At 66.5% G+C, this 25175-nt stretch carries 30 protein-coding genes; 16 read left to right on the top strand and 14 right to left on the bottom strand.

All coding sequences use genetic code 11. The features are described from left to right. From VGV41_RS05650 to VGV41_RS05640, 3 genes are read right to left on the bottom strand one after another with little or no spacing between them, the layout of a single operon-like run. Positions 1 to 606 (bottom strand): class I SAM-dependent methyltransferase, encoded by a 606-nt coding sequence (locus tag VGV41_RS05650; RefSeq protein WP_326862731.1) that lies wholly within the window; start codon positions 604 to 606, stop codon positions 1 to 3. Then, positions 603 to 1271, bottom strand: coding sequence for a YggS family pyridoxal phosphate-dependent enzyme (locus VGV41_RS05645; RefSeq protein ID WP_326862730.1), 669 nt, complete (start codon positions 1269 to 1271; stop codon positions 603 to 605). Before VGV41_RS05645 ends, VGV41_RS05650 begins: the two co-directional genes overlap by 4 nt. Before the next feature lie 2 nt (positions 1272 to 1273). Beyond that, positions 1274 to 2032 (bottom strand): Crp/Fnr family transcriptional regulator, encoded by a 759-nt coding sequence (locus VGV41_RS05640; RefSeq protein ID WP_326862729.1) that lies wholly within the window; start codon positions 2030 to 2032, stop codon positions 1274 to 1276. A gap of 159 nt (positions 2033 to 2191) precedes the next feature. Between VGV41_RS05640 and VGV41_RS05635 the strand changes: the two genes are divergently transcribed. The 5 genes from VGV41_RS05635 (at position 2192) to holA (ending at position 7980) form a co-directional block, all read left to right on the top strand. After that, positions 2192 to 2578, top strand: coding sequence for a response regulator (locus VGV41_RS05635; protein WP_326862728.1), 387 nt, complete (start codon positions 2192 to 2194; stop codon positions 2576 to 2578). A gap of 77 nt (positions 2579 to 2655) precedes the next feature. Next, positions 2656 to 5313 carry a leucine--tRNA ligase gene (gene leuS / locus VGV41_RS05630; RefSeq protein WP_326862727.1) on the top strand — a complete coding sequence of 886 codons (2658 nt, stop codon included), beginning with the start codon at positions 2656 to 2658 and terminating at the stop codon, positions 5311 to 5313. Beyond that, the gene (lptE, locus tag VGV41_RS05625) at positions 5300 to 5854 is read left to right on the top strand and encodes an LPS assembly lipoprotein LptE (protein ID WP_326862726.1); all 555 of its coding nucleotides are present in this window, start codon (positions 5300 to 5302) and stop codon (positions 5852 to 5854) included. Before leuS ends, lptE begins: the two co-directional genes overlap by 14 nt. Before the next feature lie 60 nt (positions 5855 to 5914). Continuing rightward, positions 5915 to 6916: a hypothetical protein gene (locus VGV41_RS05620; protein WP_326862725.1), complete on the top strand. Its 1002-nt coding sequence runs from the start codon at positions 5915 to 5917 to the stop codon at positions 6914 to 6916. 35 nt (positions 6917 to 6951) lie between these two features. Continuing rightward, the gene (gene holA, locus VGV41_RS05615) at positions 6952 to 7980 is read left to right on the top strand and encodes a DNA polymerase III subunit delta (RefSeq protein WP_326862724.1); all 1029 of its coding nucleotides are present in this window, start codon (positions 6952 to 6954) and stop codon (positions 7978 to 7980) included. Positions 7981 to 7982: 2 nt separating this feature from the next. On the opposite strand, the gene VGV41_RS05610 is transcribed toward holA, so the two are convergent. After that, positions 7983 to 8888, bottom strand: coding sequence for an MBL fold metallo-hydrolase (locus VGV41_RS05610; protein WP_326862723.1), 906 nt, complete (start codon positions 8886 to 8888; stop codon positions 7983 to 7985). Between the two features lie 134 nt (positions 8889 to 9022). Here VGV41_RS05610 and VGV41_RS05605 point away from each other — a divergent pair, with 134 nt between their 5' ends. Together VGV41_RS05605 and VGV41_RS05600 are read left to right on the top strand one after the other, a co-directional pair. Beyond that, the gene (locus tag VGV41_RS05605) at positions 9023 to 9307 is read left to right on the top strand and encodes a hypothetical protein (protein WP_326862722.1); all 285 of its coding nucleotides are present in this window, start codon (positions 9023 to 9025) and stop codon (positions 9305 to 9307) included. A gap of 112 nt (positions 9308 to 9419) precedes the next feature. Beyond that, positions 9420 to 10391: a sensor histidine kinase gene (locus VGV41_RS05600; protein ID WP_326862721.1), complete on the top strand. Its 972-nt coding sequence runs from the start codon at positions 9420 to 9422 to the stop codon at positions 10389 to 10391. On the opposite strand, the gene VGV41_RS05595 is transcribed toward VGV41_RS05600, so the two are convergent. From VGV41_RS05595 to VGV41_RS05580, 4 genes are all read right to left on the bottom strand, one after another. Next, positions 10388 to 10873 carry a hypothetical protein gene (locus VGV41_RS05595; RefSeq protein WP_414705062.1) on the bottom strand — a complete coding sequence of 162 codons (486 nt, stop codon included), beginning with the start codon at positions 10871 to 10873 and terminating at the stop codon, positions 10388 to 10390. The two genes, VGV41_RS05600 and VGV41_RS05595, sit on opposite strands and share 4 nt — an antisense overlap. Positions 10874 to 10952: 79 nt before the next feature. Then, positions 10953 to 11105, bottom strand: coding sequence for a DUF3309 family protein (locus VGV41_RS05590; RefSeq protein WP_326862720.1), 153 nt, complete (start codon positions 11103 to 11105; stop codon positions 10953 to 10955). 147 nt (positions 11106 to 11252) lie between these two features. Then, positions 11253 to 11510 carry a hypothetical protein gene (locus VGV41_RS05585; RefSeq protein WP_326862719.1) on the bottom strand — a complete coding sequence of 86 codons (258 nt, stop codon included), beginning with the start codon at positions 11508 to 11510 and terminating at the stop codon, positions 11253 to 11255. An 82-nt stretch (positions 11511 to 11592) separates the two neighbouring features. Further along, positions 11593 to 12762, bottom strand: a complete 1170-nt coding sequence (locus tag VGV41_RS05580; RefSeq protein ID WP_326862718.1) for a glycosyltransferase — start codon at positions 12760 to 12762, stop codon at positions 11593 to 11595. Positions 12763 to 13108: 346 nt separating this feature from the next. Here VGV41_RS05580 and VGV41_RS05575 point away from each other — a divergent pair, with 346 nt between their 5' ends. From VGV41_RS05575 to VGV41_RS05565, 3 genes are all read left to right on the top strand, one after another. Beyond that, entirely contained in the window at positions 13109 to 13414 is a 306-nt protein-coding gene (locus VGV41_RS05575; protein WP_326862717.1) for a high-potential iron-sulfur protein, read from the top strand. A 400-nt stretch (positions 13415 to 13814) separates the two neighbouring features. After that, positions 13815 to 14045 (top strand): hypothetical protein, encoded by a 231-nt coding sequence (locus VGV41_RS05570; protein ID WP_326862716.1) that lies wholly within the window; start codon positions 13815 to 13817, stop codon positions 14043 to 14045. Next, positions 14042 to 14329: a type II toxin-antitoxin system RelE/ParE family toxin gene (locus VGV41_RS05565; protein WP_326862715.1), complete on the top strand. Its 288-nt coding sequence runs from the start codon at positions 14042 to 14044 to the stop codon at positions 14327 to 14329. Before VGV41_RS05570 ends, VGV41_RS05565 begins: the two co-directional genes overlap by 4 nt. 25 nt (positions 14330 to 14354) lie before the next feature. On the opposite strand, the gene VGV41_RS05560 is transcribed toward VGV41_RS05565, so the two are convergent. From VGV41_RS05560 to mnmE, 5 genes are all read right to left on the bottom strand, one after another. Next, positions 14355 to 15260, bottom strand: a complete 906-nt coding sequence (locus VGV41_RS05560; protein ID WP_326862714.1) for a ParB/RepB/Spo0J family partition protein — start codon at positions 15258 to 15260, stop codon at positions 14355 to 14357. 197 nt (positions 15261 to 15457) lie between these two features. Further along, entirely contained in the window at positions 15458 to 16369 is a 912-nt protein-coding gene (locus tag VGV41_RS05555; protein ID WP_326862713.1) for a ParA family protein, read from the bottom strand. A 228-nt stretch (positions 16370 to 16597) separates the two neighbouring features. Then, on the bottom strand, positions 16598 to 17257 hold the full coding sequence (gene rsmG, locus VGV41_RS05550; RefSeq protein WP_326862711.1) for a 16S rRNA (guanine(527)-N(7))-methyltransferase RsmG: 660 nt from the start codon (positions 17255 to 17257) through the stop codon (positions 16598 to 16600). Beyond that, a complete protein-coding gene (gene mnmG, locus VGV41_RS05545) occupies positions 17254 to 19125 on the bottom strand; it encodes a tRNA uridine-5-carboxymethylaminomethyl(34) synthesis enzyme MnmG (protein WP_326862710.1) in 1872 nt (623 codons plus the stop codon). Before mnmG ends, rsmG begins: the two co-directional genes overlap by 4 nt. A gap of 113 nt (positions 19126 to 19238) precedes the next feature. Further along, positions 19239 to 20708 carry a tRNA uridine-5-carboxymethylaminomethyl(34) synthesis GTPase MnmE gene (gene mnmE / locus VGV41_RS05540; protein ID WP_326862709.1) on the bottom strand — a complete coding sequence of 490 codons (1470 nt, stop codon included), beginning with the start codon at positions 20706 to 20708 and terminating at the stop codon, positions 19239 to 19241. A 160-nt stretch (positions 20709 to 20868) separates the two neighbouring features. Here mnmE and VGV41_RS05535 point away from each other — a divergent pair, with 160 nt between their 5' ends. The 5 genes from VGV41_RS05535 (at position 20869) to VGV41_RS05515 (ending at position 23440) form a co-directional block, all read left to right on the top strand. After that, positions 20869 to 21276 carry a nuclear transport factor 2 family protein gene (locus tag VGV41_RS05535; protein ID WP_326862708.1) on the top strand — a complete coding sequence of 136 codons (408 nt, stop codon included), beginning with the start codon at positions 20869 to 20871 and terminating at the stop codon, positions 21274 to 21276. Further along, on the top strand, positions 21273 to 21749 hold the full coding sequence (locus VGV41_RS05530) for a cupin domain-containing protein (RefSeq protein ID WP_326862707.1): 477 nt from the start codon (positions 21273 to 21275) through the stop codon (positions 21747 to 21749). Before VGV41_RS05535 ends, VGV41_RS05530 begins: the two co-directional genes overlap by 4 nt. Before the next feature lie 215 nt (positions 21750 to 21964). After that, positions 21965 to 22210, top strand: coding sequence for a hypothetical protein (locus tag VGV41_RS05525; protein WP_326862705.1), 246 nt, complete (start codon positions 21965 to 21967; stop codon positions 22208 to 22210). 39 nt (positions 22211 to 22249) lie between these two features. Beyond that, a complete protein-coding gene (locus tag VGV41_RS05520) occupies positions 22250 to 23035 on the top strand; it encodes a hypothetical protein (RefSeq protein ID WP_326862704.1) in 786 nt (261 codons plus the stop codon). Between the two features lie 48 nt (positions 23036 to 23083). Beyond that, positions 23084 to 23440 carry a YidB family protein gene (locus VGV41_RS05515; RefSeq protein WP_326862702.1) on the top strand — a complete coding sequence of 119 codons (357 nt, stop codon included), beginning with the start codon at positions 23084 to 23086 and terminating at the stop codon, positions 23438 to 23440. 21 nt (positions 23441 to 23461) lie between these two features. Here VGV41_RS05515 and VGV41_RS05510 read toward each other — a convergent pair whose 3' ends face one another. Beyond that, a complete protein-coding gene (locus VGV41_RS05510) occupies positions 23462 to 24184 on the bottom strand; it encodes a helix-turn-helix transcriptional regulator (protein WP_326862700.1) in 723 nt (240 codons plus the stop codon). A gap of 116 nt (positions 24185 to 24300) precedes the next feature. On the opposite strand from VGV41_RS05510, the gene VGV41_RS05505 reads away from it, so the two are divergent. Then, positions 24301 to 25098 (top strand): cyclase family protein, encoded by a 798-nt coding sequence (locus VGV41_RS05505; protein ID WP_326862699.1) that lies wholly within the window; start codon positions 24301 to 24303, stop codon positions 25096 to 25098. Positions 25099 to 25175: the final 77 nt, after the last annotated feature.

The raw sequence follows: 25175 nt of genomic DNA, 5'->3' as shown, positions 1-25175 counted from the left end.
CTACTTCACACCCACCACATCGATCAGCGCCGACATGCCGCCGTGGCCCGCGCCTTCAAAGATCTCGGCGTCGTATTCGCGGATGTCGAGCGACGAGAAATCGCCGAATTCCTGCTGCAGCAGCTCGCGCGTGTACAGGTTCTCGAGCACCGACGGCCCCCCGGTCTTGTAGTCGAGCTGCTTCGGCCCGTAGCCCTCGAGCAGCAACAAGCCGCCGGGCTTCAGTGTGCGTTTGATGCCGGCGAAGATCTTCGCGCGCTCCGCCGGTGTGGCGAATTGAAAGAAAATAGCGACCACGACATCGAAGGCCTCCGGCGGATAGTTCCACGTGATCACGTCCGCCTGTTCGGTGCGGATCGGCACGCCGCGCGCCGCCGCCAGCTTGCGCGCCTTGGCCTGCCCGTTGGGCGAGAAGTCGAGCGAGAGAACGTCGAGGCCCTGCTCGGCGAGGAAGACGCCATTCCGCCCTTCGCCGTCGGCGATCGACAACGCGGTCTGACCCTTGCGCAGCCGATGCGCCTGGCTCTTGAGAAACAGGTTCGGCTCGGTACCGAACCGGTAGTCCTCGCCGGCGAAGCGGTCCTGCCAGCGTTCCAACTCGCTCATGTCCGTCCTCCAAAAATGGCGCTGCCGACACGCACATGCGTCGCGCCCATGGCGATGGCGGACGCGAAGTCCGCGCTCATGCCCATCGACAGCAATTCAAGTCCGTTGCGCCGGGCGATCTTCGCCAGCAGCGCGAAATGCGGCCCCGGCGCTTCGCCGACCGGCGGAATGCACATCAGTCCCGAAATCGCCAGGCCGTAGGTGCCGCGGCATGCGGCGATAAACGCGTCGGTTTCCTCCGGCAGCACGCCGGCCTTCTGCGGCTCGGCGCCGGTGTTGACCTGCACGAACAAGGTCGGCGACTTGCCCTGCTTCTCGATTTCCCTGGCCAGCGCCGCGCACAGGCTTTCGCGGTCGACCGAATGGATGGCGTCGAACAGCGCCACCGCTTCCTTCGCCTTGTTCGACTGCAGCGGCCCGATGAGGTGCAGCGATATGCCGGCGTGCTTCGCCATCAGCGGCGGCCACTTGGCCTTCGCCTCCTGCACGCGGTTTTCGCCGAACACGCGCTGGCCGCTCGCGATCACCGGCTCGATCGCCTCGGCGGGAAACGTCTTCGACACCGCGACGAGCGTCACCGACGCCGGATCGCGGCCGGCATCCTTGCAGGCGCGCGCGATCTCGGCGCGGACGTGTTCCAATCCTGTGCTGCTGTCGCTGCTCATAGTCAGATGAACGGCCGCGGCCGCCGCGGCTTCACGTCCTCGCCGGCGATTTCGACCAGCGCGGCGCGGTCGATCAACTGGAAGACGCGGTCCTTCCAGCGCACCGCGTTCGACGCCAGCAGGCGCTTGAGCGTCTTGTTGGTGTGCACCAGCGACATGCCGAGCGTGTCGGCAAGATGCTGCTGCGTGAACGGAAACTGAATGCTGTTGTCGCGCACCAGCCCGGCCTCCTCGGCGCGCACATAAAGATGCAAGAGCAGATAGGCGGTGCGTTCGAGCGCGCTGCGGCGGCCGACGCTCAACAGATGCTCGTCGACCAGCTGCTCCTCGCGGGCGGCAAGCCAGGTGATGTCGAAGGCAAGCGTCGGCACGCGCGAGTAGAGGTCCCACATTTTCTGTCGCGGAAAGACGCACAAGGTCAGCGGCGTCAGCGCCTCGACCGAATGCTCCATCTCGCGCATCAGCGCGCCCTGCAGTCCGACCATGTCGGCCGGCAGCGCGTAGTTGAGGATCTGGCGGCGGCCGTCGTCGAGCATCTTGTAGCGGAACGCCCAGCCCGACAGCACCGTGTAGAGATGCTCGCTACGCATGCCCTCGCGCAGGAAGCTGGCGCCGGGCTCGACGCGCAGCTCGTCCGTCTTGAAGTCCTGCACGAACGCCAGCTCTTCCGGCGTGAACGGACGCAGGCTGTCCCGCTTGCGCAGCGGGCAGGCCTCGCATGGCGTGACGTGGCCGTTCCCCCGGCCGGACCCAAGACTCATGACTTCTCCCGCACGCTGCGGACGCCCCCGCGGGCCGGACTCATGGCAGGTTCCGCGCGCTCCGCCAACGAGGGAATTTGCGCAGCATATGTCGGAATTAAATGCCGACAGCTCGGATTCGTAGGAGAAGCCTTGTTCCATTCGTGACAGGGGATCAGCGTGAGCAAAAAGACCGCGCCGCTGGCAGGCCGGCGATGCCTGGTGCTCGACGATGAATTCCTTATCGCGCTCGACATCCAGCAGGCCCTCGAGCAGGCCGGCGCGGCCGAGGTCGTCTGCGCCGCCACTGTCGAAAACGCGCTGGTGAGCGTGCGCGACGGCCGCTTCGATCTCGCCGTGCTCGATCTGCGGCTTGGCCGCGCCGGCGGTAACAGCCTGCCGGTGGCGGCGGCGCTGCAGGCGACCGGCACGCCGTTCATCTTCCTGACCGGCATGAGCGGCGACGCGGAGCACACCCACGCCTACCCGGCCGCGCCGGTCGTCGAGAAGCCGTACGACGGGACGGCGCTGCTCGGCGCCGTGGCCAGGGCGCTCGACGGCGGCTGAGCGGGTCGGGCACCCGCCCGCCCGTTGACCCAACGGGGCGTTTCATGCGACCACCCGGCGCCTGAAAAGAGCCGGAAATGACTGCCGAATCGCCAAAAATCGAGCGCGCCGACCGTTACAACGCCCGCGAGGCCGAAGCCCGCTGGCAGCAGGCCTGGGACCAGGCCGGAATCTTCGCCACCAAAAACGACGACCCGCGCCCGAAATACTACGTGCTCGAGATGTTCCCCTACCCGTCGGGGCGCATCCACATGGGCCACGTGCGCAACTACACGATGGGCGACGTGGTCGCGCGCTTCAAACGCGCCATGGGCAACGCCGTGCTGCACCCGATGGGCTGGGACGCCTTTGGCATGCCGGCCGAGAACGCCGCCATGGCGCAGAAGGTGCACCCGAAGGCGTGGACCTACTCCAACATCGCGGCGATGAAGAAGCAACTGCAGTCGATGGGGCTGTCGCTCGACTGGGCGCGCGAAGTCGCGACCTGCGATCCGAGCTACTACAAGCACCAGCAGAAGATGTTCCTCGACTTCATGAAGGCGGGGCTGGTCGCGCGCGAATATCGCAAGGTGAACTGGGACCCGGTCGACCAGACCGTGCTCGCCAACGAGCAGGTGATCGACGGCCGCGGCTGGCGCTCGGGCGCGCTGGTCGAGCAGCGCGATCTCTACCAGTGGGTCTTCAAGATCAGCGACTACTCGCAGGAATTGCTCGAAGCCCTCGACACGCTCGACCGCTGGCCGGAGAAGGTCCGGCTGATGCAGAAGAACTGGATCGGCCGCTCGGAAGGGCTGCTCGTCCGCTTCATGCTCGATCCCGGCACGACGCCGAACAACGAGAACGAGCTCGAGATCTTCACCACGCGTCCGGACACCCTGTTCGGCGCCAAGTTCATGGCGATCGCGCCCGACCATCCGCTGGCCACCGCCGCGGCGAAGGATAATCCGAAGCTCGCGGCGTTTATCGAGGAGTGCAAGCACCTCGGCACCTCGCAAGCCGCGATCGACACCGCCGAGAAGCTCGGCTTCGACACCGGCATCCGCGCGATGCATCCGTTCGATGCAAACTGGAAGCTGCCGGTCTACGTCGCCAACTTCATCCTCATGGACTACGGCACCGGCGCCATCTTCGGCTGCCCGGCGCACGACCAGCGCGACCTCGATTTCGTCAACAAATACGGCCTCGGCAATACGCCGGTGGTGCTGCCGCCGAACCAGGACCCGAAGACCTTCGTCGTCACCGACGTCGCCTATGACGGCGACGGCACGATGTTCAATTCCAGGAACGGCGTCGTCGATCTCGACGGCCTGACCCCCGACAAGGCGTTCGACAAGGTCGCCAACGTGCTCGCTGCGACGACGCGCGGCAACCGGCCGGTCGCGCAGCGGCAGGTGAATTACCGCCTGCGCGACTGGGGCATTTCGCGCCAGCGCTACTGGGGTTGCCCGATCCCGGTGATCCACTGCGAGAAGTGCGGCGTGGTGCCGGTGCCGGACAAGGACCTGCCGGTCACGCTGCCGGAGGACGTCACCTTCGACAAGCCAGGCAATCCGCTCGATCGCAATCCGGGCTTCACCAATGTGAAGTGCCCGTCCTGCGGCAGCGCCGCGCGGCGCGAGACCGACACCATGGATACCTTCGTCGACTCGTCCTGGTACTTCATTCGCTTCACCGATCCGTGGAATGAACAATCGCCGACAACGCCGGCGGTCGCCAACAGGTGGATGCCGGTCGACCAGTACATCGGCGGCATCGAGCACGCGATCCTGCATCTCCTCTACTCGCGCTTCTTCACGCGCGGCATGAAGAAGTGCGGCTACGTCGGCATCGACGAGCCCTTCGCCGGCCTGTTCACGCAGGGCATGGTCGTGCACGAGACCTACCGCACCAGGAGCGGCGAGTGGGTCGAGCCGTCGAAGGTGGCGATCGAAGGCATGGGCGAGGCGCGCACCGCCACGCTCATCGGCTCCGGCGAGCCGATCGAGATCGGCTCGATCGAGAAGATGTCGAAGTCGAAGAAGAACACGGTCGATCCCGACGACATCATCGCCGCCTACGGCGCCGACACCGCGCGCTGGTTCATGCTGTCCGATAGTCCCCCGGATCGCGACGTGATCTGGACCGAGGAAGGCGTGCAGGGCTCGTGGCGCTTCGTGCAGCGTCTGTGGCGTCTCGTCGGCGAGATCGCGAATGTCAGCGGGCCACAGAGCCGCCCGGCGACATTTGGTCCGCAAGCTGAAATGGTCCGCAAGGCCGCGCACCGCGCCCTTGCCAACGTCTCCGACGACATCGCCAGGCTGCGCTTCAACCGCTGCGTCGCCCACATCTATGAATGCGCCAATGCGCTGTCCGACGCGATCGGCCACATCGAGACGGCGCCGGCGCCCGATCTTTCTTGGGCGCTGCGCGAGGCCGGCGACATCCTGGTGCGGCTCTTCCACCCGATGATGCCGCATCTGGCCGAGGAGTGCTGGGCCGCGCTTGGCCACAAGAGCCTGGTCGCCACCGAATCCTGGCCCGAAGTGGAGCGGGCGCTGCTGGTCGAGAGCACGATTTCCCTGCCGGTGCAGGTCAACGGCAAGAAGCGCGGCGAGGTCACCGTCCCGCGCGAGGCCGGAAAAGACGAGATCGAGGCTGCCGTTCTGGCCCTGGATGCGGTAGAAAAGGAGCTGGCCGGACGCCGCCCGAAGAAGGTCATCATCGTCCCGCAGAGGATCGTCAATGTGGTCGTTTGATCGCCGAATCGTCCTCCGTATGGGCCTCGTCGCCGTCCTCGGCGGCCTGACCGCCGGCTGCTTCCAGCCGATGTACGGCGACAGCAGGGTCGTGCCGACGGCGGGGCTGACCGACAAGCTCGGCGCCGTCGATGTCCTGCCGATTACCCCGCCGAAGGGCACACGCCTCGCCCGCGTCGGCGTCGAGGTGCGCAACGACCTGATCTTCAATCTGACCGGCGGCGGGCCGGCGCAGACGGCGGCCTATGAACTGAAGGTGCAACTGTCCTCGACCCAGCAGCAGGTCATCGTCGACATCAATTCGGGGCGCCCGGATATTCAGGAATACAGCGTCAACGCGTCCTACACGCTCACCGACATCGGCACGGGCAAGACCGTCGTCTCCGGCAGCACGTTCGGGCGCGTCTCGTACAACATCCCGGGTCAGCAGCAGCGCTTCGCCGGCGAACGCGGCCTGCGGGACGCCGAGAACCGCGCGGCGGGTGTCGTCGCCGACAACATCCGCACGCGCCTCGCGTCGTTCTTCGTTGCCGGGACGTGAGGGCCTCGTGCCCCGGACGCGCTGCAGCGCGCTAGCGGTGCAGCGCCCGGACACGACGCCATGGCTCATAGCGTTTCCGCACCACTCCTCGTCGCTTCAACCCGCGACGGCGTCACACTTCCCGTAATCGACGTCACCGATCCGCGCTTCGCCGTGCCGGACGATGCCGCCAGCCTTGCGCGCCTGTTCGCCCAAGCGAGCGCGGAGGAACAGCGCAACCGGCGTCTGCCGAAATTCATCATGCGCTTCCTGCTCAAGCGCGCGGCGAAGCGCTCGCTGCTCGTACGCGCGCTGTTCGGCGGCGAAGGCTCGTTCCTCGACGGCATTACCACTTATGTGATGAAGCTCGGCGCCGATCATCTGCCGCCGCCGTTCGACAGCGCGGTCGACAAGCGCGTCGCCGCGTCTGCGCAGCTCAAGCTGCTGCGTCTGCGCACGCAGCAGGTGGCAACGCTGCTCGCAGACGGAATTGGCGATGCGCTCGAGGCCGAGCCTGCCGTTCCGCTTCATCTCGTCAACATCGCCGGAGGTCCGGCGATCGACAGCATGAATGCGCTGATCCTGTTGCGGCAGCGCGGAGCCGACCTGAAACGGCCGATCGTCATCCATGTTCTCGACCAGGACGATGCCGGTCCGTTCTTCGGCAGCAATGCGCTCGCCGCGCTGACGGCCGACGGCGCGCCGCTTGCCGGTCTCGACGTCACGTTCCGGCACCGACACTACGACTGGAACGCGCCGGCCGCGCTCGAAGCCGTGCTGCACGATCTTGCCGAGTCGGGCGCCGTCGTCGCCGCTTCGTCGGAAGGCGGACTGTTCGAATACGGCAGCGACGATGCGATCGTCGGCAATCTGGCGGCGCTGCGTGCAGGCAACGTGCGTGTGGTCGCCGGTTCGGTGACCAGCAACGATGAGCGGCGCCGCCGCATGGCGACCGCGAGCCGCTTCAAGCTGATCCCGCGCGGCCTGACCGGCTTCGCGCCGCTGGCGGAACGCGGGGGCTGGCGGGTGGCGCGTACCGAAAGTGCACAGCTCAGCGAGCAGGTGCTGCTCCTACCGGCGTGATTGCCCGGCGCGCCGGCCCGCATTAGCTTCCTGCCATGACCGCCCTCAAAACCGCCGAGATCGATCGCTTCGTCGCCAGGCCCGACCCGGCCCAGCCGATCGTGCTCGTCTACGGGCCCGACGCCGGCCTGGTGCGCGAGCGCGTCGATGCACTGGTGAAAGCCTCGGTCGACGACCCGAGCGACCCGTTCAGCTTCATCCGTATCGAGGGCGACGATCTCTCCGGCAATCCCTCGCGCCTCGTCGAGGAGGCGCACACCGTGCCGCTGTTCGGTGGCCGCCGCGCCGTGCTGGTGAAGGCCGGCTCGCGCAACATCGCCGGCGCGGTCGAGCCGGTCATCGCCGCGCCGTCGCGCGAGTGCCGCATCATCATCGAGGCCGGCGACCTGAAGAAATCTTCGCCGCTGCGCGCGATGTGCGAGAAGGCGAAGGTCGCGGCGGCGCTGCCCTGCTACGCCGACAATGATGCGGCGGTGGCGCGGCTGATCGAGGAGGAACTGCGCGCCGCCGAGCTGACCATCGCGCCGGATGCGCGCACGCTGCTGGTGTCGCTGCTCGGCGGCGACCGCCTCGCCTCGCGCAATGAGATCCGCAAGCTGGCGCTCTACGCGCGCGGGCAAAGCCGCATCGAAGTGGCCGACGTGATGGCGGTGGTGGCGGACGCCTCCGCCGTGGCGCTCGACGGCGTGCTGGACGCTGCGTTTGCCGGCAAGCCGGCCGCCGTCGATGCCGAATTCGCCAAGGCGCGCGCCGACGGCTCCTCGCCGGCGGCGATTATTTCCGCCGCCATCCGCCACGTCGCCAACCTGCACCGGATGCGGCTCGCGGTCGAGGACGGCGACTCGGCGGACTTCGCCATGCAGCGCGGCGCGCCGCCGGTGCATTTCTCGCGCAAGGACATCGTCGGCCAGGCGCTGCGGCTGTGGACCGCGGCGCGGCTGGTGCGGGTGATGAGCCAGCTTGCCGATGCCTCGCTCGAGGCGCGCCGCAATGCGCCGCTCGCCGAGGCCATCGCCGAGCGCGCGCTCTTGAACATCGCGATGAATGCGCGACGGCGCGACTGAATTTACAAATTCAGCTGATAGCTGTGCGCCACCCAGCGATAGCCGGCGCCGTTGCGCTCGATGTAGCCGATGCCGGGGAACGGCATGTGGAAGCTGGCGAACATGATCTTGTCGGTGGCGAGCATGTCGAGCATGCGCTTGCGCGTGGCGACGGCCTGATCCTTCAGGTCGTCCATGTCGAAGTACCAGTCGGGCCGCTGCACCGCCATGACGAACTGCGTCAGGGTGTCGGCCGTGACCATGAAGCGCTTGCCGTCGCTCTCGATGTGGAAGGCGAGCAGGCCCGGCGAATGGCCGAAGGCCTCCACGGCGGTGATGCCGGGCACGACCTCGTCGCCGGGGCGGATGAAGGTCGAGCGGTTCGACAGCGGCGTACAAATTTTGACGAACAGTTCGCGGTTGAACTTGCGCGCCTCGCGCACGTTCTCGCCCTTCTGCCAGAAGTCGTATTCCGCCGCGCCGAACACGTAGCGCGCGTTCGGGAAGACCGGCTTGCCGCCTTCGACCAGGCCGCCGATGTGGTCGGGATGGCCGTGCGTCGCGACGACGATGTCGATGTCTTCGGGCTTGTGACCGAGCTCGGCGAGCCGCGCCACCGTGTTGCCGGCCGGCATGCGCGCCTTGAGCTGCTCGTACTCGCGCGGCAGCGCGCCGTTGCCGGTGTCGAACAGGATGAGCTCCTTGCCGGTGTTGACCAGCGAGGGGATGTTGTTGTGCTCGAAGCGCTGCGGATCGATGTTGTTGGCGCGCGCCAGCGCCTGCACCTCGTCGGCCGTGGCGTTGGCGCCGTAGTTCGGATGCATGCCCTCGCGGATCGCCTTGCTGTCGAGCAGCGTGGCGACCTCGAACGATCCCAGCTTGAAGCGGTAGACGGTGGGCTGCAGATTGCCTTGCATCAAAGCGGGCATCGTTTTCTCCCCTCAGTGTTTGTCATCACCTAGCAGAGAGCCCGGGGTGCGATCCAGCCGGAGTACTCTGGTCAGGGTGTCGGCCGGCTTCTATGCTGGCTGCGGGCGGCCGACAGCGGCCGGAAGGGGATCACATGGCGAAAAAACGCAAAGTCGCGAAGGCTCGTAAGGGCAAGGTCAAGTCGGTCAAGAAGAAGGCCAGGAAAACGGCCAAGCGCAAGACGGTGAAACGCGCCGCCGCGAAGAAGCCGGCGCGCAAGGCCGCGCCAAAGGCGGCCAAGCGGCGGCCGCGCAAGGCGAAATCCCAAAGCATCGGCGCGCGCCTCGAGCACGCGATGTCCGCAGTGCTCGACACCCTGACCGACGCCGAGCGGCTGCACACCCGCGTCGCCGCCAAAGGCGTCCAGGAGCTCGAATAGGCCCGTCCGGCACCGTCACGTCGCTGACGTTGCAGGTCACGCATAGCTGACCGGGCCTATTGTCGCTTTTCGGTCATACTGAGCGGTAGCCTTGACGTTTAGGGTGAGGGCCATGGACAAGCCCACCGCGGGCAGCCGGTTCGGCCGGCTGGTGCAGCACGGATTGCCGCCGCGCTCGCCGGCGGCGCTGTCCTTCGCGCTGCTGTGCGTGGTGGCCGCGACGCTGCTGCGGCTGGCGATCGACGTGATCGCGCCCGACGCCGTCCCCTACGCCACCTACTTCCCCGCCATCCTGATCGCGGCGTTCATCGGCGGCGGCGTCGCCGGCACGGTGGCGGCGCTCATGAGCGCGCTTGTCGCCTGGTACCTGTTCGTGCCGCCGCGCGCCTCGATGATGTACCTGCGGCCCGACGACCTCGTCAGCCTCGCGCTCTTCTTCTTCGCCGCCTTCGCCATCATCTGGGTCGCCGACCGCTATCGGCGCGTGCTGCGGCGCCTCGACGAAGAGGAAGCCTACCGGCAGGTCGTCGTCGCCGATCTGTCCCACCGCGTGAAGAACAAGCTGGCGACAGTCTACGCCATCCTGCGCCACGAACTGCGCGGCCATCGCGACGTGTGGCAGAGCGCCGAGGGCCGCCTGCGCGCGCTGTCGGCCGCCGACGACTTCCTCGCCGCCGCCGAAGACGGCCACAGCGTTCCGCTCGCGCAGATCCTGGAGATGGAGCTCGCGCCCTACGGCAATGCGCGCGTGAGCATGACCGGCGGGCCGGTCGTGCTCGCCGGCAAGGTGCCGTCGGTGTTCTCGCTGGTCGTGCATGAGCTCGCCACCAACGCCGCGAAATACGGCGCGCTGTCCGGCGAGAGCGGCAGCATCGACATCAGCTGGCGCGAGGACGGCGAGCACGTCGCAGTGGAATGGAAAGAGCGCGGCGGCCCGCCGGTCACGCCGCCGCAGAAGCGCAGCTTCGGCACCAGCCTGATCGAGCGCAGCCTCGATCCCTTCAAGGGCTCCGCGCACCTCGATTTCGCGCCCGAGGGCATCGTCTGCCGCATGCGGCTGCCGCGCGCGCTTAGCGCCGCCTAGGTGCCGGCGCCGATGCGGCCGAGCCAGAGGCCGATGCCGAAGACGATGCCGCCGCCGACGATCACCTGCCCGATGGTCGCGAGCAGCGGCGTTCTCATGAACTTGAAGCGGATGACGGCGATCGCCAGCAGCTCGAACACGACGACGCCATAGGCGATGTCGAGCGCCAGCTGCAAACTCGACAGCAGGAACGGCAACGTGTGCAGCATGCCGCCGATTGCCGTGGCAATGCCGGTGATGGCGCCGCGCAAAATCGGACTGCCGCGACCGGTCATCGAGCCGTCGTCCGACAGCGCCTCCGCCAGGCCCATGCTGATGCCGGCGCCGAGCGAGGCGGCGAGCCCGACGAAGAATGCATCGCCCGGCTTGCCGCTCAACCCCGCGGCGGCGAACAGCGGCGCCAAAGTCGACACCGCGCCGTCCATCAAGCCCAGCAGCGCAGGCTGCACCTTCTGCAGGACGAAGCTGTTACGCGCCGCCATCAATCACTCACGTATGTCTTGAAAAAGCAGCGGCAGGCCACGCCGCTCTGTGCGACGTAGCCTGCCGAAGGTCTGCGTCCTAGATGCGTCCCATCAAGAGCAGGATGATCAGGATAATCAGGACCAGTCCGAGGCCGCCGGACGGGTAATAGCCCCAGCCGCCGCTGTACGGCCACGTCGGCAAGGCGCCGAGCAGCAGGATGATCACGATAATGAAGAGTATAAACCGCATTGTTGCCTCCTGAGATGCGCCGCGCAGGCAACGCCAGCTAGCAAAAATTGGTTCCATCGCGCCCTGGCGCGCGGCACGAGAAAAGGCCGGGCGCTCACCCGGCCTCCATGAGCGAGCGCCCGACCGACGACTGCCAATTCACTGAATTCAATTCGTCTCGGCGACCGCGCGTCGGCGCTGCGGGCCGTGCCCGATGTAGCGCGCGAACACCGCGGCACACTGGGGGCTCAACTGCCGCCGCGCGTGGTACAGACAATCGCCGACGCGATGCGCGTCGGGGATCGCCGCAGAGCACAGACGCATGGCGTCCGGCGTGCAGGCATTCACCTCGTCCTGCGTGTAAGCGCTTGCGGTGATCGAAGATGCGAGAAGAAGCCCAAAGGCGAGTGCCGCCACGATACGCATGATATCCGCCCCATCAAAGTGAGTTGCCGGCGGGAAAACTACATGCTGGACGGAATGTTCCTTTTGCCTTCCCGAGTCCCGGTCACAGCCGCGTGTGGGGGCGGGAGCCGCTGCGAGCCAGCAGGTCTTCAATTTCATCGGCGGCGTTTGCGGCACCGTCGACGCCGTCGAGCTGCGCGGCAAGGCCTGCCGCCGCTTCACGGAACCGCGGGGTTGCAAGCACTTCGCGCATCGCGTCGACGATGGTATCCGCCGCCGCATCGCCCGGCAGCGCGCGGCCGACGCACCAGGCTTCCACCGCCGCGGCGTTGACCGGCTGGTCCGCCGCGGCGCCGGTGACGACGACCATCGGCAGGCTGTTCTTCAACGCGCGAATGAGCGTGCCGTGACCGCCATGCGTGACGACGAGGCTGGCGCGCCGCATCAGGTCGTCGTGGTCGGCGGTGGCGAACACGGCGACGTTTTCCGCCGGTGTCAGCGCCTTCGGATCGACGCTGTCACCAACGGTGACGACGCCGCGCACAGGCGAGCGCGACAAGGCCTCGATCACCGTCTGGAATTTCTTGACCGAGCCCTGCTCGGGCATGGTGCTGAAGCTCACCAGCACCAGCGGCCGCGCGTCGTCGTCCGGCCACGGCAAAGCGACTCGCACGCCGTGCCGCTCGCGCTCCAGCACCGGGCCGACATGGCGCAGCTTGTGCGCCTCGCCGAGGTCGCCGGGCGCATTGTCCAGCGCACCCAACGTCGTGACGATCATGCGGTCCTGCGCCATCCAGAGATTTTCGAGATCGGCGGGGATCGGCGCGAACCCGGCTTCAGCGCGCAGCGACACGATTCGCGCCAGCATGTTTCGCCAGGTTTGCAGCCCGCGCCAGACGCAGGTGTGGCAGACGGCAACGGACGGACGGCCGAAGCGCTTTGCTTCCAGCAGCGCCGCGGGAAACATCTGGTCGACGATGACGACGTCGGGGTTCTCGCGCGGCAGCATCTCGCGGATTTCCTCGCCGACCGCGGGCGAGGTCAGATAGCAGGCGTTCTTCGGCATCCACTTGTCTTGCGGATAGCGGTCGGCCTGCTCGTGGGCGCGTTTGATTTCGATGGCGCGAAAGCCGGCGCGCTCGACACGCGGCACCATCTCCGGGCGGCCGGCGAAGGACACCGTGTGGCCGCGGCTCTCGAGCGCCCGCGCAATCCCGAGGCTCGGCGGCAGATTGCCGCCGCCGGACCAGTTCAGCCACAGCATGTTCGCCATCAGTGCCCCCGCTTGCCCCGCAATCCGTGGTGCTTTTGTGCCCGATGATTTTGACAGATGTCCAGAGCGCTCCGTGTTCTGCGCACGCGATCGAAGGGGGCTTGACCACGCTCTATCGGAAATTGGGCATTGTCGCCGTTGTGTGCTGCCGGCGCCGTCTGGCGGCATCACCTATCCGGCCGGCGGTGAAGGGAAAGTAGCGGGGTAGTTGGGGAAAGGTGGCGCGCGCTTGTCCCCTCTCCAAGGAAAGAGGCGGAAGACACCGCGACATCGTGTCGGGAACACCGGCGACCCCGCTGCGTTCGCGGATTGGTGGCGACGCCTGGATTTGATTGGGGAGAGGCCGATGTCCGGTCCCGATCGCAAGCCCATTTGCGATTCTTATCAAGAGCGCCTGCCCGTACGGTCGCGCCGCGAGCTTTTCCACCTGATTACCGCGATCGCCATCGGCGGCAGCGCAATCTCGTTCGCGACGATCGCCGAGGCGCAGTCGAAGACCGACAAGAAGACCGCGAAATATCAGGACAAGCCGAACAACGGCCAGAGTTGCTCGCAGTGCAACTTCTTCCGGCCGCCGAAATCGTGCCAGCTCGTCGACGGTGACATCAGCCCGACCGGCTGGTGCAGCTTCTTCGCCAAGAAAGGCGCGTAGGCACCGACGCGAGCAGCCGTGCCGTGATCTTTCTTATCCCTCCCCCGCTTGCGGGGGAGGGTGGCCGCCGCAGGCGGCCGGGTGGGGGTGCTTGCCCTTCGCCTCCCTCGCCTCCCGTTGTCATCACCGGGCCGCGCCAAAGGCGCGTGTCCCGGTGATCCCGATCAGGCGAGCACCGTGCCTTCCTAAGCGAGATGGCCGGGACATAAGGGCGTTCACGCCCGTCTTCGACGGGCTATGCCCGGCCATGACAACCGATGGATAATGCGCAGGAGGCGCAACCTCGCGTGCGCACCGGCCTCTCCCAGCCCCATCCTGAGGAGCGCCGCGTCTCGAAGGATCGAGGCGGCCTTCAAGCACCCTACTGGAAAGAATCCCCGCGGATTGCTATTTTCGCTTGATGACCCAAGATCAGGTGAAGAAGCTGCTCGATCGCGTGGCGGCTTGGCCCCCCGAGCGGCAAGCGGACCTCGCGCATATCGTCGATCTTATGGAAGAGCAGGACAGCAGCCCTCTTCGGCTTACGGAAGAGCAGGCCGCAGAGGTTCGGCGCCGTCTCGCCGAGCCCAATCCGCAGACGCTGACGCTCGCCGAGTTCAATGAGCGTCTCAGGCAACGCTACGGCGTATGAAAGTCATCGTCCGCAAGAAAGCGGATGACGACCTCGCTTCTATCTTTCAATGGATCGCAAAGGATAATCCGCGCGCGGCGGCAGCGATGGTCGCGCGTATTCGTGATCGGATCGCCCTGCTTGAACTCGACGCCCTCGCACGCATGGGCCGCCCCGGATTTGTCGAAGGCACGCTCGAGCTCGTGGAGTTTCCCTATCTGATTGTTTACCGCGTCGACGACTTGCACCACGAAGTCGTAGTCTTGGCGATCATCCATGGGGCGCGTGATCGCGAAGACGGGTGAATCCGTCTCCGCCGCACGTATCGCCTCAGCCCCCCAGCTTCCTCACCACATCATCCAGCTGATCGAGATCCGTGTACTTGATCGTCAGGCTGCCCTTCTCGCCCTTGTGGTCGATCGACACTTCCAGCCCGAGCGCGTCGGTCAGGCGCCGCTCCAGCGCGCGCGTGTCGGCGTCCTTCGCCGGCGTCGTCGTGCCGCCGCGCGCCTTCTTGTGCATCTTTGCCATGTAGGCGTCGCCGGGCTGGCCCTCCGGCGTGCGCACCCACTCCTCGAGCTGGCGCACGCTGAAGCCCTCGTCGATCGCCATCTCGGCCAGCACCAGCGGATTGGCGTGGCCGACGAGCAGACGCGCGTGCCCGGCCGACAACTGGCCGTGGCGCACCAGGCTTTTGACTTGCTCCGGCAGCTTCAACAGCCGCACCAGGTTGGCGACGTAGGGCCGGCTCTTGCCGACGATCTGCGCCACCTGCTCCTGCGTGTGATTGCACTGCTCCATCAGCGCGGCGTAGCCGGCGGCTTCCTCGATCGGATTGAGATCGGCGCGCTGCACGTTCTCGATGATGGCGAATTCGAGCGACTGGATGTCGGTGGCGTCGACGATGGCGATCGGCACCTCGTGCAGACCGGCGCGCTGTGCCGCGCGCCAGCGCCGTTCGCCGGCGATGATCTCGTACGTGCCGTCGCCGGCCTCGCGCACGACGATCGGCTGGATGATGCCGCGCTCCTTGATCGACTCGGCGAGCTCGGTGAGCTCGTCGTCGCGGAAGGTGCGGCGCGGATTGCGCGGGTTGGCTTTCAGGCTTTCGATCGGCGCGCGGCGCGGGCGACGCGGTTGTTCATTGGGCGCCGGCGCCTGCGCCGCCGACGGATCCTCGTCGACGTCGCCGATCAGCGCCGCGAGGCCGCGTCCCAATCGTTTGTGCTCCGCCATCGCCGCTGCTCCCGACCGATCCGCCACGCTACGCCTTCCTTGTGTCTTCGAGTCTTCTTTCTTATCCCTCCCCTGCAAGGGGAGGGTGGCGAGCGTAGCGAGCCGGGTGGGGTATGCTCTCAATTGCGCCGTGACCCCACCCCGATCTTCGCTTCGCTCAGATCGACCCTCCCCTTTCAGGGGAGGGATGAAGAGGCCTACCCCGCCTTCAGCGCCTTCTCGCGCTGGATGATCTCCGTCGCCAGCCGCAGATACGCTTCGCTGCCCACGCATTTGAGATCGTAGACGAGCACCGGCTTGCCGTAGGACGGCGCCTCCGAGATGCGCACATTGCGCGGGATGACCGTGTCGTAGACCTTCGGCCCCATGAACTCGCGCACGTCGGCGACGACCTGGTTGGAGAGGTTGTTGCGCGAGTCGTACATCGTCAGCACGATGCCGTGGATCGACAGCTTCGGATTGAGCGCGGTCTTGACCTGCTCGACCGTCTTCAAGAGCTGCGACAGACCTTCGAGCGCGAAGAACTCGCACTGCAGCGGCACCAGCACCGAGTCGGCCGCGGCCATGGCGTTGACCGTGAGCAGATTGAGTGACGGCGGGCAGTCGACCAGCACGTAAGTGAAGTCGTGCGCGCGCGGCCCCTTGTTCAATTCGTTGAGCGCGTTGCGCAGGCGATAGGCGCGATCGCGCTGCTGGCCGATCTCGAGTTCGACGCCGGAGAGATCGAGCGTCGACGGCGCGATGAAGAGCTGCGGCACCGCCGTCGGCAACACGGCGTCGCGCATCGGCGCCTGGTTGGTGAGCACGTCGTAGGTCGAGGTGCGGCGCGCCTTGCGCTCGATGCCTAAGCCCGTCGAGGCGTTGCCCTGCGGATCGAGGTCGACGATGAGCACCTGCTCGCCGATGGCGGCGAGCGCGGTGCCGAGATTGATCGCCGTCGTCGTCTTGCCGACGCCGCCCTTTTGATTGGCCACCGCGATGACGCGCGGCCCCGGCGCATCGCCGGCGAGCGACGGCTGGCGCAGCGGGATCACCTGCGGCTCGGCGGGGGGCGTTGAGGCCGCCGGCGTCTCTGCCGTCTGGTCGGGATTATCCGTCGTGTTGCTCATGGCCTCTGCACTCTCGTCAAATCCAAAACTTTGTCCGTCGTCTCAAGGCGCCCGCCGCACCGTCCTTGATCCGGCACCCTGAGTTGCTCGGCCGAAGGCCGAGCCTCGAGGGTCTCTGACTCTGCGGCCGAAAGGCGAGCGCCACCTTCGTTTCTCGCCCGGTCGGCCAGTGGCCGCCCCTCTCCCGCCCCGCGTCCGCCGCTCGAGTGCGTGCCTCCGCCGAAGGAGTTAGGATTTTAATCGCAAAAGTCCTTTGACCACCACGATGCAGCCCTCAGGACTCGTCCGGCTTGGCACCGTCTCGGCTTCGATCCTCCAATATTTAGCGGCCTCGGTCAATTCAGCCGCTACATCTTGGCCCTTGGGAAACAGGCCGACGGCGCCCCGGGCGATCAGAGGAAACGCCTGATCGCAGAGGATTTTCAACGGCGCCAGGGCCCGCGCGCTGACCACATCGACCTTGTCCCCAAAGCTGTCCCCACAATCCTCGATTCGCTTCTGGTGGACCACCGCCGGCACCCCGGTGGCGCGGATCGCCTCGCGCAAGAAGGCGGCCTTCTTGCCGTTGCTCTCGACCAGATGGACCTGCGCGCCCGGCCGCTCGGCCAAGGCACACGCCACCGGGATCGCCGGAAAGCCGCCGCCGGCGCCGAAGTCGACCCAGACCTTCGCATCGGGAGCCAGGTCGATGAGCTGCAACGAGTCGGCCACGTGCCGCGTCCAGAGATTTGGAATCGTCGCCGGCGAGATCAGGTTCGTCTTCTGTTGCCACTGCAGCAGCAGCGCGACGAAGGTTTCAAGCCTTTGCTGTGTTTCACGTGAAACAGGCGTCAGCCGCAGCGCCTCCGCTTTATCGGCGGCGAGATCGCCCTGCCCGGCTTTGCTCAAGCGCTCTTGGCCGGCTTGCCGCGGCCGCGCTTCACATGCGCGACCAGAAGCGTCAGCGCCGCCGGCGTCACCCCGTCGATCTTGCTGGCGTGGCCGATGGTGCGCGGCTTCTGCGTCGTCAGCTTCTGGCGGACCTCGTTCGACAACCCCGGCAGCGCCGCGTAGTCGAGATCGTCCGGCAGCGCGAAGCTCTCGTCGCGCCGATAGGCTGCGACGTCGGCCGCCTGGCGCGACAGATACACGTCGTATTTGGCGTCGATCTCGATCTGCTCGGCGATCTTCGGCGCTAACTCGCCGAAGCGCGGCCAGATGCGCGCCAGATCGGGGAACGAGACGGTCGGATACGACAGCAGCTCGAATGCCGTACGCCGCTGGCCGTCCTGATTGAGCGTGAGGCCGTGCTTCGCGGCTTCCTTCGGCGTCAGCGTCACCGATTTGGCGAAGGCCCGCGCCTCCTCCAAGGCTGTGCTCTTCACCGTATGGAAGCGCGACCGCTCGGCGCCGACGCAGCCGAGCGCCATGCCTTTGGCAGTCAAACGCTGGTCGGCATTGTCGGCGCGCAGCTGCAGCCGATATTCGGCGCGTGACGTGAACATCCGGTACGGCTCGCTAACGCCGCGGGTCACCAGGTCATCGACCATCACGCCGATATAGGCCTCGGCGCGGTCCAAAATGATCGGCTTCGAGCCGCCAGCCAGCGCCGCCGCGTTCAGACCGGCGAGAAGTCCCTGCGCCGCGGCCTCTTCGTAGCCTGTCGTGCCGTTGATCTGGCCGGCCAGGAACAGGCCCTTCAGCCGTTTGACCTCTAGCGAAGGCATCAGCTCGCGCGGGTCGACGAAGTCGTACTCGATGGCGTAGCCCGGCCGGACGATCTCGGCCCGCTCCAGCCCCGGAATGGTCGCGACCAGGGCCTTCTGCACGTCCTCCGGCAACGAGGTCGAAATCCCGTTCGGATAGACGGTGGAATCGTCGAGGCCTTCCGGCTCGAGGAAGATCTGATGGCCGTCGCGGTCACCGAACTTGACGATTTTGTCCTCGATCGACGGGCAATAGCGCGGCCCGCGGCTGGCGATCTGGCCGGAATACATCGGCGAACGATGGACGTTGTCGCGGATGACTTCGTGGGTCAGCGAAACTGTGCGGGTGATGCCGCATTCGATCTGCGGCGTCGTGATCCGCTCGGTCAGCATCGAAAACGGCTCCGGCGGGTCGTCGCCGGGCTGCATCTCGAGCGCCTGCCAGTCGATGGTGCGGCCGTCGAGGCGCGGCGGCGTCCCGGTCTTGAGGCGGCCGAGCGCCAATCCGGCGCCTTCGAGGGTCTTCGACAGCCCCATCGCCGGCGCTTCGCCGACGCGGCCGGCCGGAATCTGTTTCTCGCCGATATGGATCAGGCCGCGCAGGAATGTGCCGGTGGTCAGGACCACGGCGCCGGCGCCGAATTCGCGGCCGTCGGCCATGCGGACGCCGGACACGCGGCCGTTCGACAGCAGCAAATCGTCGGCCTCACCCTCGATCACCGCGAGATTGGCCGTGGCCCGGATCGCAGCCTGCATCGCGGCCGCATAGAGCTTCCGATCCGCCTGGGCGCGCGGCCCGCGGACGGCCGGTCCCTTGCGACGGTTGAGGACCCGAAACTGGATGCCGCCCTGGTCGGCGACGCGGCCCATGAGGCCGTCGAGGGCATCGATCTCGCGGACGAGATGCCCCTTGCCGAGTCCGCCGATCGCCGGATTGCAAGACATGGCGCCGACGGTCGAAAACCGGTGTGTCACCAAAGCCGTGCGGGCGCCCATGCGCGCAGCCGCGGCCGCGGCTTCACAGCCGGCGTGGCCGCCGCCGATGATGATGACGTCAAAATCACTGCGCATTGTCTGGAGCCTCGAACCGACTTTTAGCCGAGGCCGGCCGCAGGGTCAAAAACAACCGCCGGCGGCCATGTTTCACGTGAAACATGCCCGTTCCGGAACGCAGGCCGCAAGTACTACTTGCCGATACAGAAATCTCGGAAGATCACGTCGAGGATATCTTCGACGTCGACGCGGCCGGTGAGGCGGCCAAGCGCCTGCGCAGCCAGGCGCAGCTCCTCGGCCAGCAAATCCTCGCGCTCGGCCACTGGCCGACCGGCGGCCCGGCTGAGCGCGGCGACCGCGTCTTCCAGCGCCCTCCGGTGGCGGGCACGGGTGATCAATGCCGACTCGGCGCCGGCCAGAAATCCGCTCGCATGGCCCTCCAGCGCGCTCAGAAGCCCAGGAATACCAGCGCCGGTCTCAGCAGAAACATTGAACTGAGGTTCATCTATATGACTCTTTGATTCATTTCTTCCCGTTAACTGGTTGTTTACCATAACATTTAAGGAGTCATTAGACCGTCGCTTAGGTTCAGGACTACCGGGGATCGCCGCACCGGGCGCGTCGCCCCTAAGCCCTTGAACGAGATCGCTTTTATTGCGAATCAGCCAGCGCGATTGGCAGGATTCACTTTTTTTCGAGCCAGACGTATTTGTTCCCGCGTTCGACGCATCGCTCGCATCCACGACCCACAACACCAGATCCGCATCCGCCGCCCGCGCCTGCGCACGGCGGACGCCCTCCAGTTCCACCGGATCGTCCGTTTCCCGGATGCCAGCCGTGTCCAGCAAGGTCACCGGCAAGCCGCCGAGATCGAGGTGCACCTCGATCACGTCCCGGGTTGTACCGGCATAAGGCGACACGATCGCCGCCTCGCGCCTGGCGATACGGTTGAGCAGCGTCGACTTGCCGGCGTTCGGCGGCCCTGCGATCGCCACCACCATGCCTTCGCGCAATCGCTCGCCGCGCTGACCGTCGGCCAATGCACCAGCGATCTCCGCCGCGAGCTCGCTGGCGATCGCCACCGCCGGGGCGAGCAGGTCCTCGGGCACGTCGCCCTCGTCGGAAAAGTCGATGCGCGCCTCGACCAGCGCCAGCGCCTTGATCAGCCGCTCGCGCCAGGCCTCGGCCTGCTTGCCGAGCGCGCCGCGCATCTGGCGATAGGCCTGGCGCCGCTGGCCCTCCGTCTCCGCCATCACGAGGTCGGCGAGACCCTCGACTTCGGTGAGATCGAGTTTGCCGTTCTCGAAAGCGCGGCGGGTGAACTCGCCGGCCTCCGCCGGCCGCAAGCCCTCGACGCGCCCGAGCGCCGCCAGCAACGCGGCGATGATGGCGCGGCCGCCGTGCGGCTGCAGCTCGGCGGTGTCCTCACCAACCTCACTCTTCGCCGCCTCGAAAAACAGCACCAGACCTTCGTCGATGACCTCGCCGGAGGCCGCATCGCGGAACCGGGCGAACCCAACCCGGCGTGGCTCCGGCACCTTCACGCCGAGCGCCTCGAGCGCGGCGCGGGCGCGCGGGCCGGCGATGCGGATGACGGCTATGGCCGCGGGCGGCCGGCCGGAGGAGAGGGCGAAAATAGTGTCGCGGGAAGGCTCGCTCATTGCGCCGCGACCAAGCGCCGGCGGGCAGGGGAGGTCAAGCGTCGACACCGTCGATCCAGTGACGGGCAACCGTCAGACTCACGCGCTCGTGATAGGTCAGTATTATTGACCTATTTGGCCTCGGCGGTACTGTGGCGCACCTCACCGCCGGAGCCGCGCCATGCCGCCCCTCACCAGCCCCGACTTTCCCTCCGCTTTCGCCGCACAGTGGATCGCCAACTGGAATGCCCGCGATGCCGAAGCCGTGCTGGCGCACTTTGCAGACGACTGCGTGTTCGAAAGTCCCATCGCACAGACAATCACCGGCGAGGCGAAGCTCATCGGCAAGGACAAGCTCCGCGCCTATTGGCAAGCGGCGCTGGCGCGCATCCCATCGTTGCACTTCACGCTCGACGATGTCGCCTGGGACGCGGCACGGCGCACACTGGCGGTGATGTACACGTCGCGCGTCGCCGACCGCGTCACCGCATGCAGCGAACTCATGACCTTCGACGAGCAGGGGCGGCAGACCCTCGGCCGCGCCTATTACGGCGCGGTGGCGACCGGAGAGCAGCGGAGCGCCGCATGAGCCAGCAAACACCCATCGCTATCGTCGCCGCCTCGGCGGCGCCGCGCACAAAGCAATCGAACTATCCCGAGCCGTTCCGTTCGCGCATGGGCAAGCGCGAGAAGCGGCCACTCGGCGATCTGTTCGGCCTGAAGAACTTCGGCGTCAATCTCACGCGGCTTGCGCCCGGCGGCGAATCGGCTCTCCTGCACCGGCATAGCAAGCAGGACGAGCTGGTCTTCATCCTCGAAGGCACGCCGACTTTGGTCACCGATCGCGGCGAGGTGCAGCTGACGCCCGGCATGTGCGCCGGCTTTCCTGCCGCCGGTCTCGCGCATCAGCTCGTCAACCGAACAGGTGAGGACGTCGTCTATCTCGAGATCGGCGACCGTACGCCGGGCGACGAGGCCACGTATCCGGCCGACGACATCGGGGCGAAGCTCGGACCCGACGGGAAGTGGGCATTCACGCGCAAGGACGGCATGCCGTACTGAGTACCACTTTTTTGAATATCGCTTCGTTACTCATATCGCGTTGCGCGACATTTGCCGCGTCTGCAATCTTTTCGCGTTTATATCGCGGCCATCAAAATATTAGCCCCGTTTGATTCCAATCAAACTCAATCCGACGCAGCGTCGTTCTATTGCTTGTTAAGCCGGTGTCACTTCACTGGCTCGACGTCGGCCTATTCATAACCAAAGGAACCGATATGAAACGCATCCTTCTCGCAGCCCTCATCACAGCTTTCGCCGCCGGCTCCGCCATGGCGCAGACAACCTGCGAAAGCAACGCCGTCGGCAAAGACGGCAAGCCGCTCTCCGGCGCCGCCAAGACGAGCTTCGTGAAGAAATGCAAAGTCGACGCCTGCGCCGGAAAGGCGGTCGGCAAGGATGGCAAACCGCTCAGCGGCGCTGCCAAGAACAGCTTCATGACAAAGTGTGAAAAGGACTCCTGACACACATCGCACGCAGGCCACGTACACCTCGCAGATGAGGTGAGGCCGAGCGCCGCCCGGTCGCCGCCGCGACAGCGGCGACTCCATATAATTCGCCGCTGCGCATCGTCCGACCAACAATATCCGGAGTCTATGATGTTAAAACGTCTGTTGTTTATCCCGAGCGTTGTCGCCGTCGGACTGATGATCTTGTCCTCACCGGCCCTTGCGCAACAAAAGTCGGTCGCGGCGTGCCAGCAAGAATGGCGCGCGAATAAAGCCGCGAATCAGGCCGCAGGCGTGACCGAAAAGGCGTTCGTCGAAAAATGTCGCGCCGGACCGGCCGCCGCACAGAGCACACCATCGACCGTCCCGCCAGCAAAGCCGGCCAAATCCACCACCCCACCGTCGACCGCGGCCAAACCGACCAAGACGGCGAAGGCGTGCGAATCCGAGTGGCGCGCCAACAAGGCCGCCAACCAGGCGGCCGGCATCACGGAAAAGGCCTACGTCGAAAAATGCCGCGCCGGCATTGGCGCGACGCAGCCGGCGCCTGCGCCCACCGCAAAGACTCCGCCATCTTCCGCACCGAAGACGACCGCGGCGCCGCCGCCGGCAGCCCGTGCGCCCGCCGCCGGCACGCACGCCGCCGGCCAATTCTCGACCGAGGCTCAAGCGAAGGCACGTTGCCCCGGCGACACCGTCGTGTGGGTCAATCTCGATTCGAAGATCTATCACTACAGCGCGTATCGCGATTACGGGCACACGAAGGACGGCGCTTACATGTGCGAACGCGACACGGCGGCCGCCGGATTCCGCGCCGCCAAGAACGAGAAGCATCCGTGAGCCGAATCGCGGGATCTCGTCATCGTCACGACCCAACGGAGAGACGTCATGGGCCTGTTCGATAATCTGGGCGGCGCCTTGAAAGCCGCTGCCAATCTCGCCGAAGGCATGGCTCCGGGCCTGATCGCCTCGACGCTGGCCAAGAGTAATCTCGGCAACCTGCAAGGTCTCGTCAGCAAACTGCAGGCCGGCGGCCTCGGCGAGCAGGTGCAATCGTGGCTGAGCAACAACCCGAACCTGCCGGTAACAGCCGACCAGCTGCGCGCCGCGCTCGGGAACGACCAGGTCCGTCAGCTTGCCGAGCATTTCGGAATGCCGGCCGACGCGACGCTCGCCATGCTGGCCGAGCATCTGCCGGCGGCCGTCGACCAAGCGAGCCCGGACGGCGCGCTGACCAACAGCTAGCGCATCGGGCTTTCCGAAGCGTCAGGCGCTGGCGCGATGCGCGGAGTGATCATGCGCGTCGTCGAGCGCAATGCCGAATGTCCGCACAAGGGCGAGCCGGCCTTTCGGCGTGATCGTCACGACGCGCTTGTCGCGCACGCGCGCGATCCAGTCGAGATCAAACAGATGCCGCGCCAACGCGGCGCCGACCGCGCCGGCGAGATGCGGCTTCCGCTCGCTCCAGTCGATACACGGACGGCAGAAGGCGCGGCGGCCGTTGCGCGCGGCGGCGATGTCGATGCCCAGTTCAGAAAAGAACATGTCGCCGGCATTGGTGACGACGCCGCCATCGTTGCCGAATTCGACGAAGCCGCGCGCCTGCAGCGTGTCGGCGAGGGCGACGCCGAGCCGGCCGGCGAGGTGGTCGTAGCACATGCGCGCTGCACGCATGTCGTCGGGAATGCGCGGCGGCTTGCAGCGCGGCGGCGCGGTCGCGACTACGGCCATGATGCTCTCCAGCATCGCCGCGACGTGCGGGCCCGCCAGATGAAAATAGCGATGCCGCCCCGCCGGCGTGGAGGTGATCAGCTTGGCCTGGGCGAGCTTGGCGAGATGGCCGCTCGCTGTCTGCGGCGACACGTGCGCGGCGTAAGCCAACTCACCCGCGGCATAGCCGCGACCGTCGAGCAGCGCGCACAGGATGTTGGCGCGCGCCGGGTCGCCCACCAGCGCGGCGACCGCCGCCATGTCGAGAACGTCAGCCATGCCGCGATGATAGCGCGCGGGCGCCGGCGACGCATCCGGGGACTCTTCGGCGGCCGCCGTACTATCCGGTGTGGGCGCGCATTCGTATCATGGCACCCGATCCCAGGGGGACCGCCATGAAGCTTGCAAAGCCGCTCTGCCTCGCACTCCTCGCAATCGCATTGTCGTTCACCGCCGCGCAGGCGCAGTCCGATCTCGCACGCGCCTATCGCGTCATCGCCTCGAAGAGGTTCGTCGATCTGACGCACAGCTTCTCGCCGGAGACGCCGGTATGGTCCGGCTTCGGCCAGGCGAAGTTCACGCCGGCGTTCGACCCGAAGACCAAGCGGCCCTACACGATCAAGGAGGACGGCTTCCGCACCACCTATTACGACATGGTCGGGCAGTACGGCACGCATGTCGATCCGCCGGCGCATTTCGCCGAGAACGGCATCACCATGGACGAGATCCCGCTCAAGCAGATGATCCTGCCGCTGATCGTGCTCGACGACACGCCCTATCTCGCCAAGGACCCGAACCACGCCTTCTCGGTTGCCGACCTCACGGCGTGGGAGAAGAAACACGGCCGCGTGCCGAAGGGATCGTTCGTGGCGCTGCGCACCGACATGTCCAAGGACTGGGACGCGAACCCCGAGCGCTTCAAGCGCGCGCCGTTCCCGGCCTGGGCATTCGAGACCGTCAAATTCCTCTACGAGAAGCGCGGAGTCACCGCCACCGGGCACGAGGCGATGGACACCGACACCACCGACAAGATGGATTCGGAAACATGGATCCTGCAGCACGGGCATTACCAGATCGAGGTGATGGCCAATCTCGACAAGGTGCCGGCGAAGGGTGCGCTGATCGTCGTGACCTGGCCGAAGGTGCGCAAAGGTTTGGGTTTCCCGGCGCGGGCCTTCGCCATCCTGCCGTGAGTTTTTCTGCAGCGAACCGAAAAGTTCCCGTTCGTTAAACTTGTTATGGCCGGATTAACTAAATTCGCGACGATTGC

This window comes from Pseudolabrys sp. (assembly GCF_035943735.1).
Taxonomy (GTDB): Bacteria; Pseudomonadota; Alphaproteobacteria; order Rhizobiales; family Xanthobacteraceae; genus Pseudolabrys.
Note: the sequence above shows the minus strand (reverse complement) of the source record. Positions and strands in the feature narration are given on the sequence as shown.

What these genes read in the sequence shown, in the direction of transcription:
- VGV41_RS05575 (WP_326862717.1), top strand. Translation starts at nt 13,109, where the DNA reads ATGTCCGGTCCCGATCGCAAGCCCATTTGCGATTCTTATCAAGAGCGC.
- mnmE (WP_326862709.1), bottom strand. Translation starts at nt 20,708, where the DNA reads ATGAGCGAGCCTTCCCGCGACACTATTTTCGCCCTCTCCTCCGGCCGG.
- VGV41_RS05640 (WP_326862729.1), bottom strand. Translation starts at nt 2,032, where the DNA reads ATGAGTCTTGGGTCCGGCCGGGGGAACGGCCACGTCACGCCATGCGAG.
- VGV41_RS05570 (WP_326862716.1), top strand. Translation starts at nt 13,815, where the DNA reads ATGACCCAAGATCAGGTGAAGAAGCTGCTCGATCGCGTGGCGGCTTGG.
- VGV41_RS05530 (WP_326862707.1), top strand. Translation starts at nt 21,273, where the DNA reads ATGAGCCAGCAAACACCCATCGCTATCGTCGCCGCCTCGGCGGCGCCG.
- holA (WP_326862724.1), top strand. Translation starts at nt 6,952, where the DNA reads ATGACCGCCCTCAAAACCGCCGAGATCGATCGCTTCGTCGCCAGGCCC.
- VGV41_RS05535 (WP_326862708.1), top strand. Translation starts at nt 20,869, where the DNA reads ATGCCGCCCCTCACCAGCCCCGACTTTCCCTCCGCTTTCGCCGCACAG.
- VGV41_RS05590 (WP_326862720.1), bottom strand. Translation starts at nt 11,105, where the DNA reads ATGCGGTTTATACTCTTCATTATCGTGATCATCCTGCTGCTCGGCGCC.
- VGV41_RS05585 (WP_326862719.1), bottom strand. Translation starts at nt 11,510, where the DNA reads ATGCGTATCGTGGCGGCACTCGCCTTTGGGCTTCTTCTCGCATCTTCG.
- mnmG (WP_326862710.1), bottom strand. Translation starts at nt 19,125, where the DNA reads ATGCGCAGTGATTTTGACGTCATCATCATCGGCGGCGGCCACGCCGGC.
- VGV41_RS05560 (WP_326862714.1), bottom strand. Translation starts at nt 15,260, where the DNA reads ATGGCGGAGCACAAACGATTGGGACGCGGCCTCGCGGCGCTGATCGGC.
- VGV41_RS05620 (WP_326862725.1), top strand. Translation starts at nt 5,915, where the DNA reads ATGGCTCATAGCGTTTCCGCACCACTCCTCGTCGCTTCAACCCGCGAC.
- VGV41_RS05525 (WP_326862705.1), top strand. Translation starts at nt 21,965, where the DNA reads ATGAAACGCATCCTTCTCGCAGCCCTCATCACAGCTTTCGCCGCCGGC.
- VGV41_RS05555 (WP_326862713.1), bottom strand. Translation starts at nt 16,369, where the DNA reads ATGAGCAACACGACGGATAATCCCGACCAGACGGCAGAGACGCCGGCG.
- VGV41_RS05610 (WP_326862723.1), bottom strand. Translation starts at nt 8,888, where the DNA reads ATGCCCGCTTTGATGCAAGGCAATCTGCAGCCCACCGTCTACCGCTTC.
- VGV41_RS05605 (WP_326862722.1), top strand. Translation starts at nt 9,023, where the DNA reads ATGGCGAAAAAACGCAAAGTCGCGAAGGCTCGTAAGGGCAAGGTCAAG.
- VGV41_RS05595 (WP_414705062.1), bottom strand. Translation starts at nt 10,873, where the DNA reads ATGGCGGCGCGTAACAGCTTCGTCCTGCAGAAGGTGCAGCCTGCGCTG.
- VGV41_RS05580 (WP_326862718.1), bottom strand. Translation starts at nt 12,762, where the DNA reads ATGGCGAACATGCTGTGGCTGAACTGGTCCGGCGGCGGCAATCTGCCG.
- VGV41_RS05600 (WP_326862721.1), top strand. Translation starts at nt 9,420, where the DNA reads ATGGACAAGCCCACCGCGGGCAGCCGGTTCGGCCGGCTGGTGCAGCAC.
- lptE (WP_326862726.1), top strand. Translation starts at nt 5,300, where the DNA reads ATGTGGTCGTTTGATCGCCGAATCGTCCTCCGTATGGGCCTCGTCGCC.
- leuS (WP_326862727.1), top strand. Translation starts at nt 2,656, where the DNA reads ATGACTGCCGAATCGCCAAAAATCGAGCGCGCCGACCGTTACAACGCC.
- VGV41_RS05515 (WP_326862702.1), top strand. Translation starts at nt 23,084, where the DNA reads ATGGGCCTGTTCGATAATCTGGGCGGCGCCTTGAAAGCCGCTGCCAAT.
- VGV41_RS05505 (WP_326862699.1), top strand. Translation starts at nt 24,301, where the DNA reads ATGAAGCTTGCAAAGCCGCTCTGCCTCGCACTCCTCGCAATCGCATTG.
- VGV41_RS05510 (WP_326862700.1), bottom strand. Translation starts at nt 24,184, where the DNA reads ATGGCTGACGTTCTCGACATGGCGGCGGTCGCCGCGCTGGTGGGCGAC.
- VGV41_RS05565 (WP_326862715.1), top strand. Translation starts at nt 14,042, where the DNA reads ATGAAAGTCATCGTCCGCAAGAAAGCGGATGACGACCTCGCTTCTATC.
- VGV41_RS05650 (WP_326862731.1), bottom strand. Translation starts at nt 606, where the DNA reads ATGAGCGAGTTGGAACGCTGGCAGGACCGCTTCGCCGGCGAGGACTAC.
- VGV41_RS05645 (WP_326862730.1), bottom strand. Translation starts at nt 1,271, where the DNA reads ATGAGCAGCGACAGCAGCACAGGATTGGAACACGTCCGCGCCGAGATC.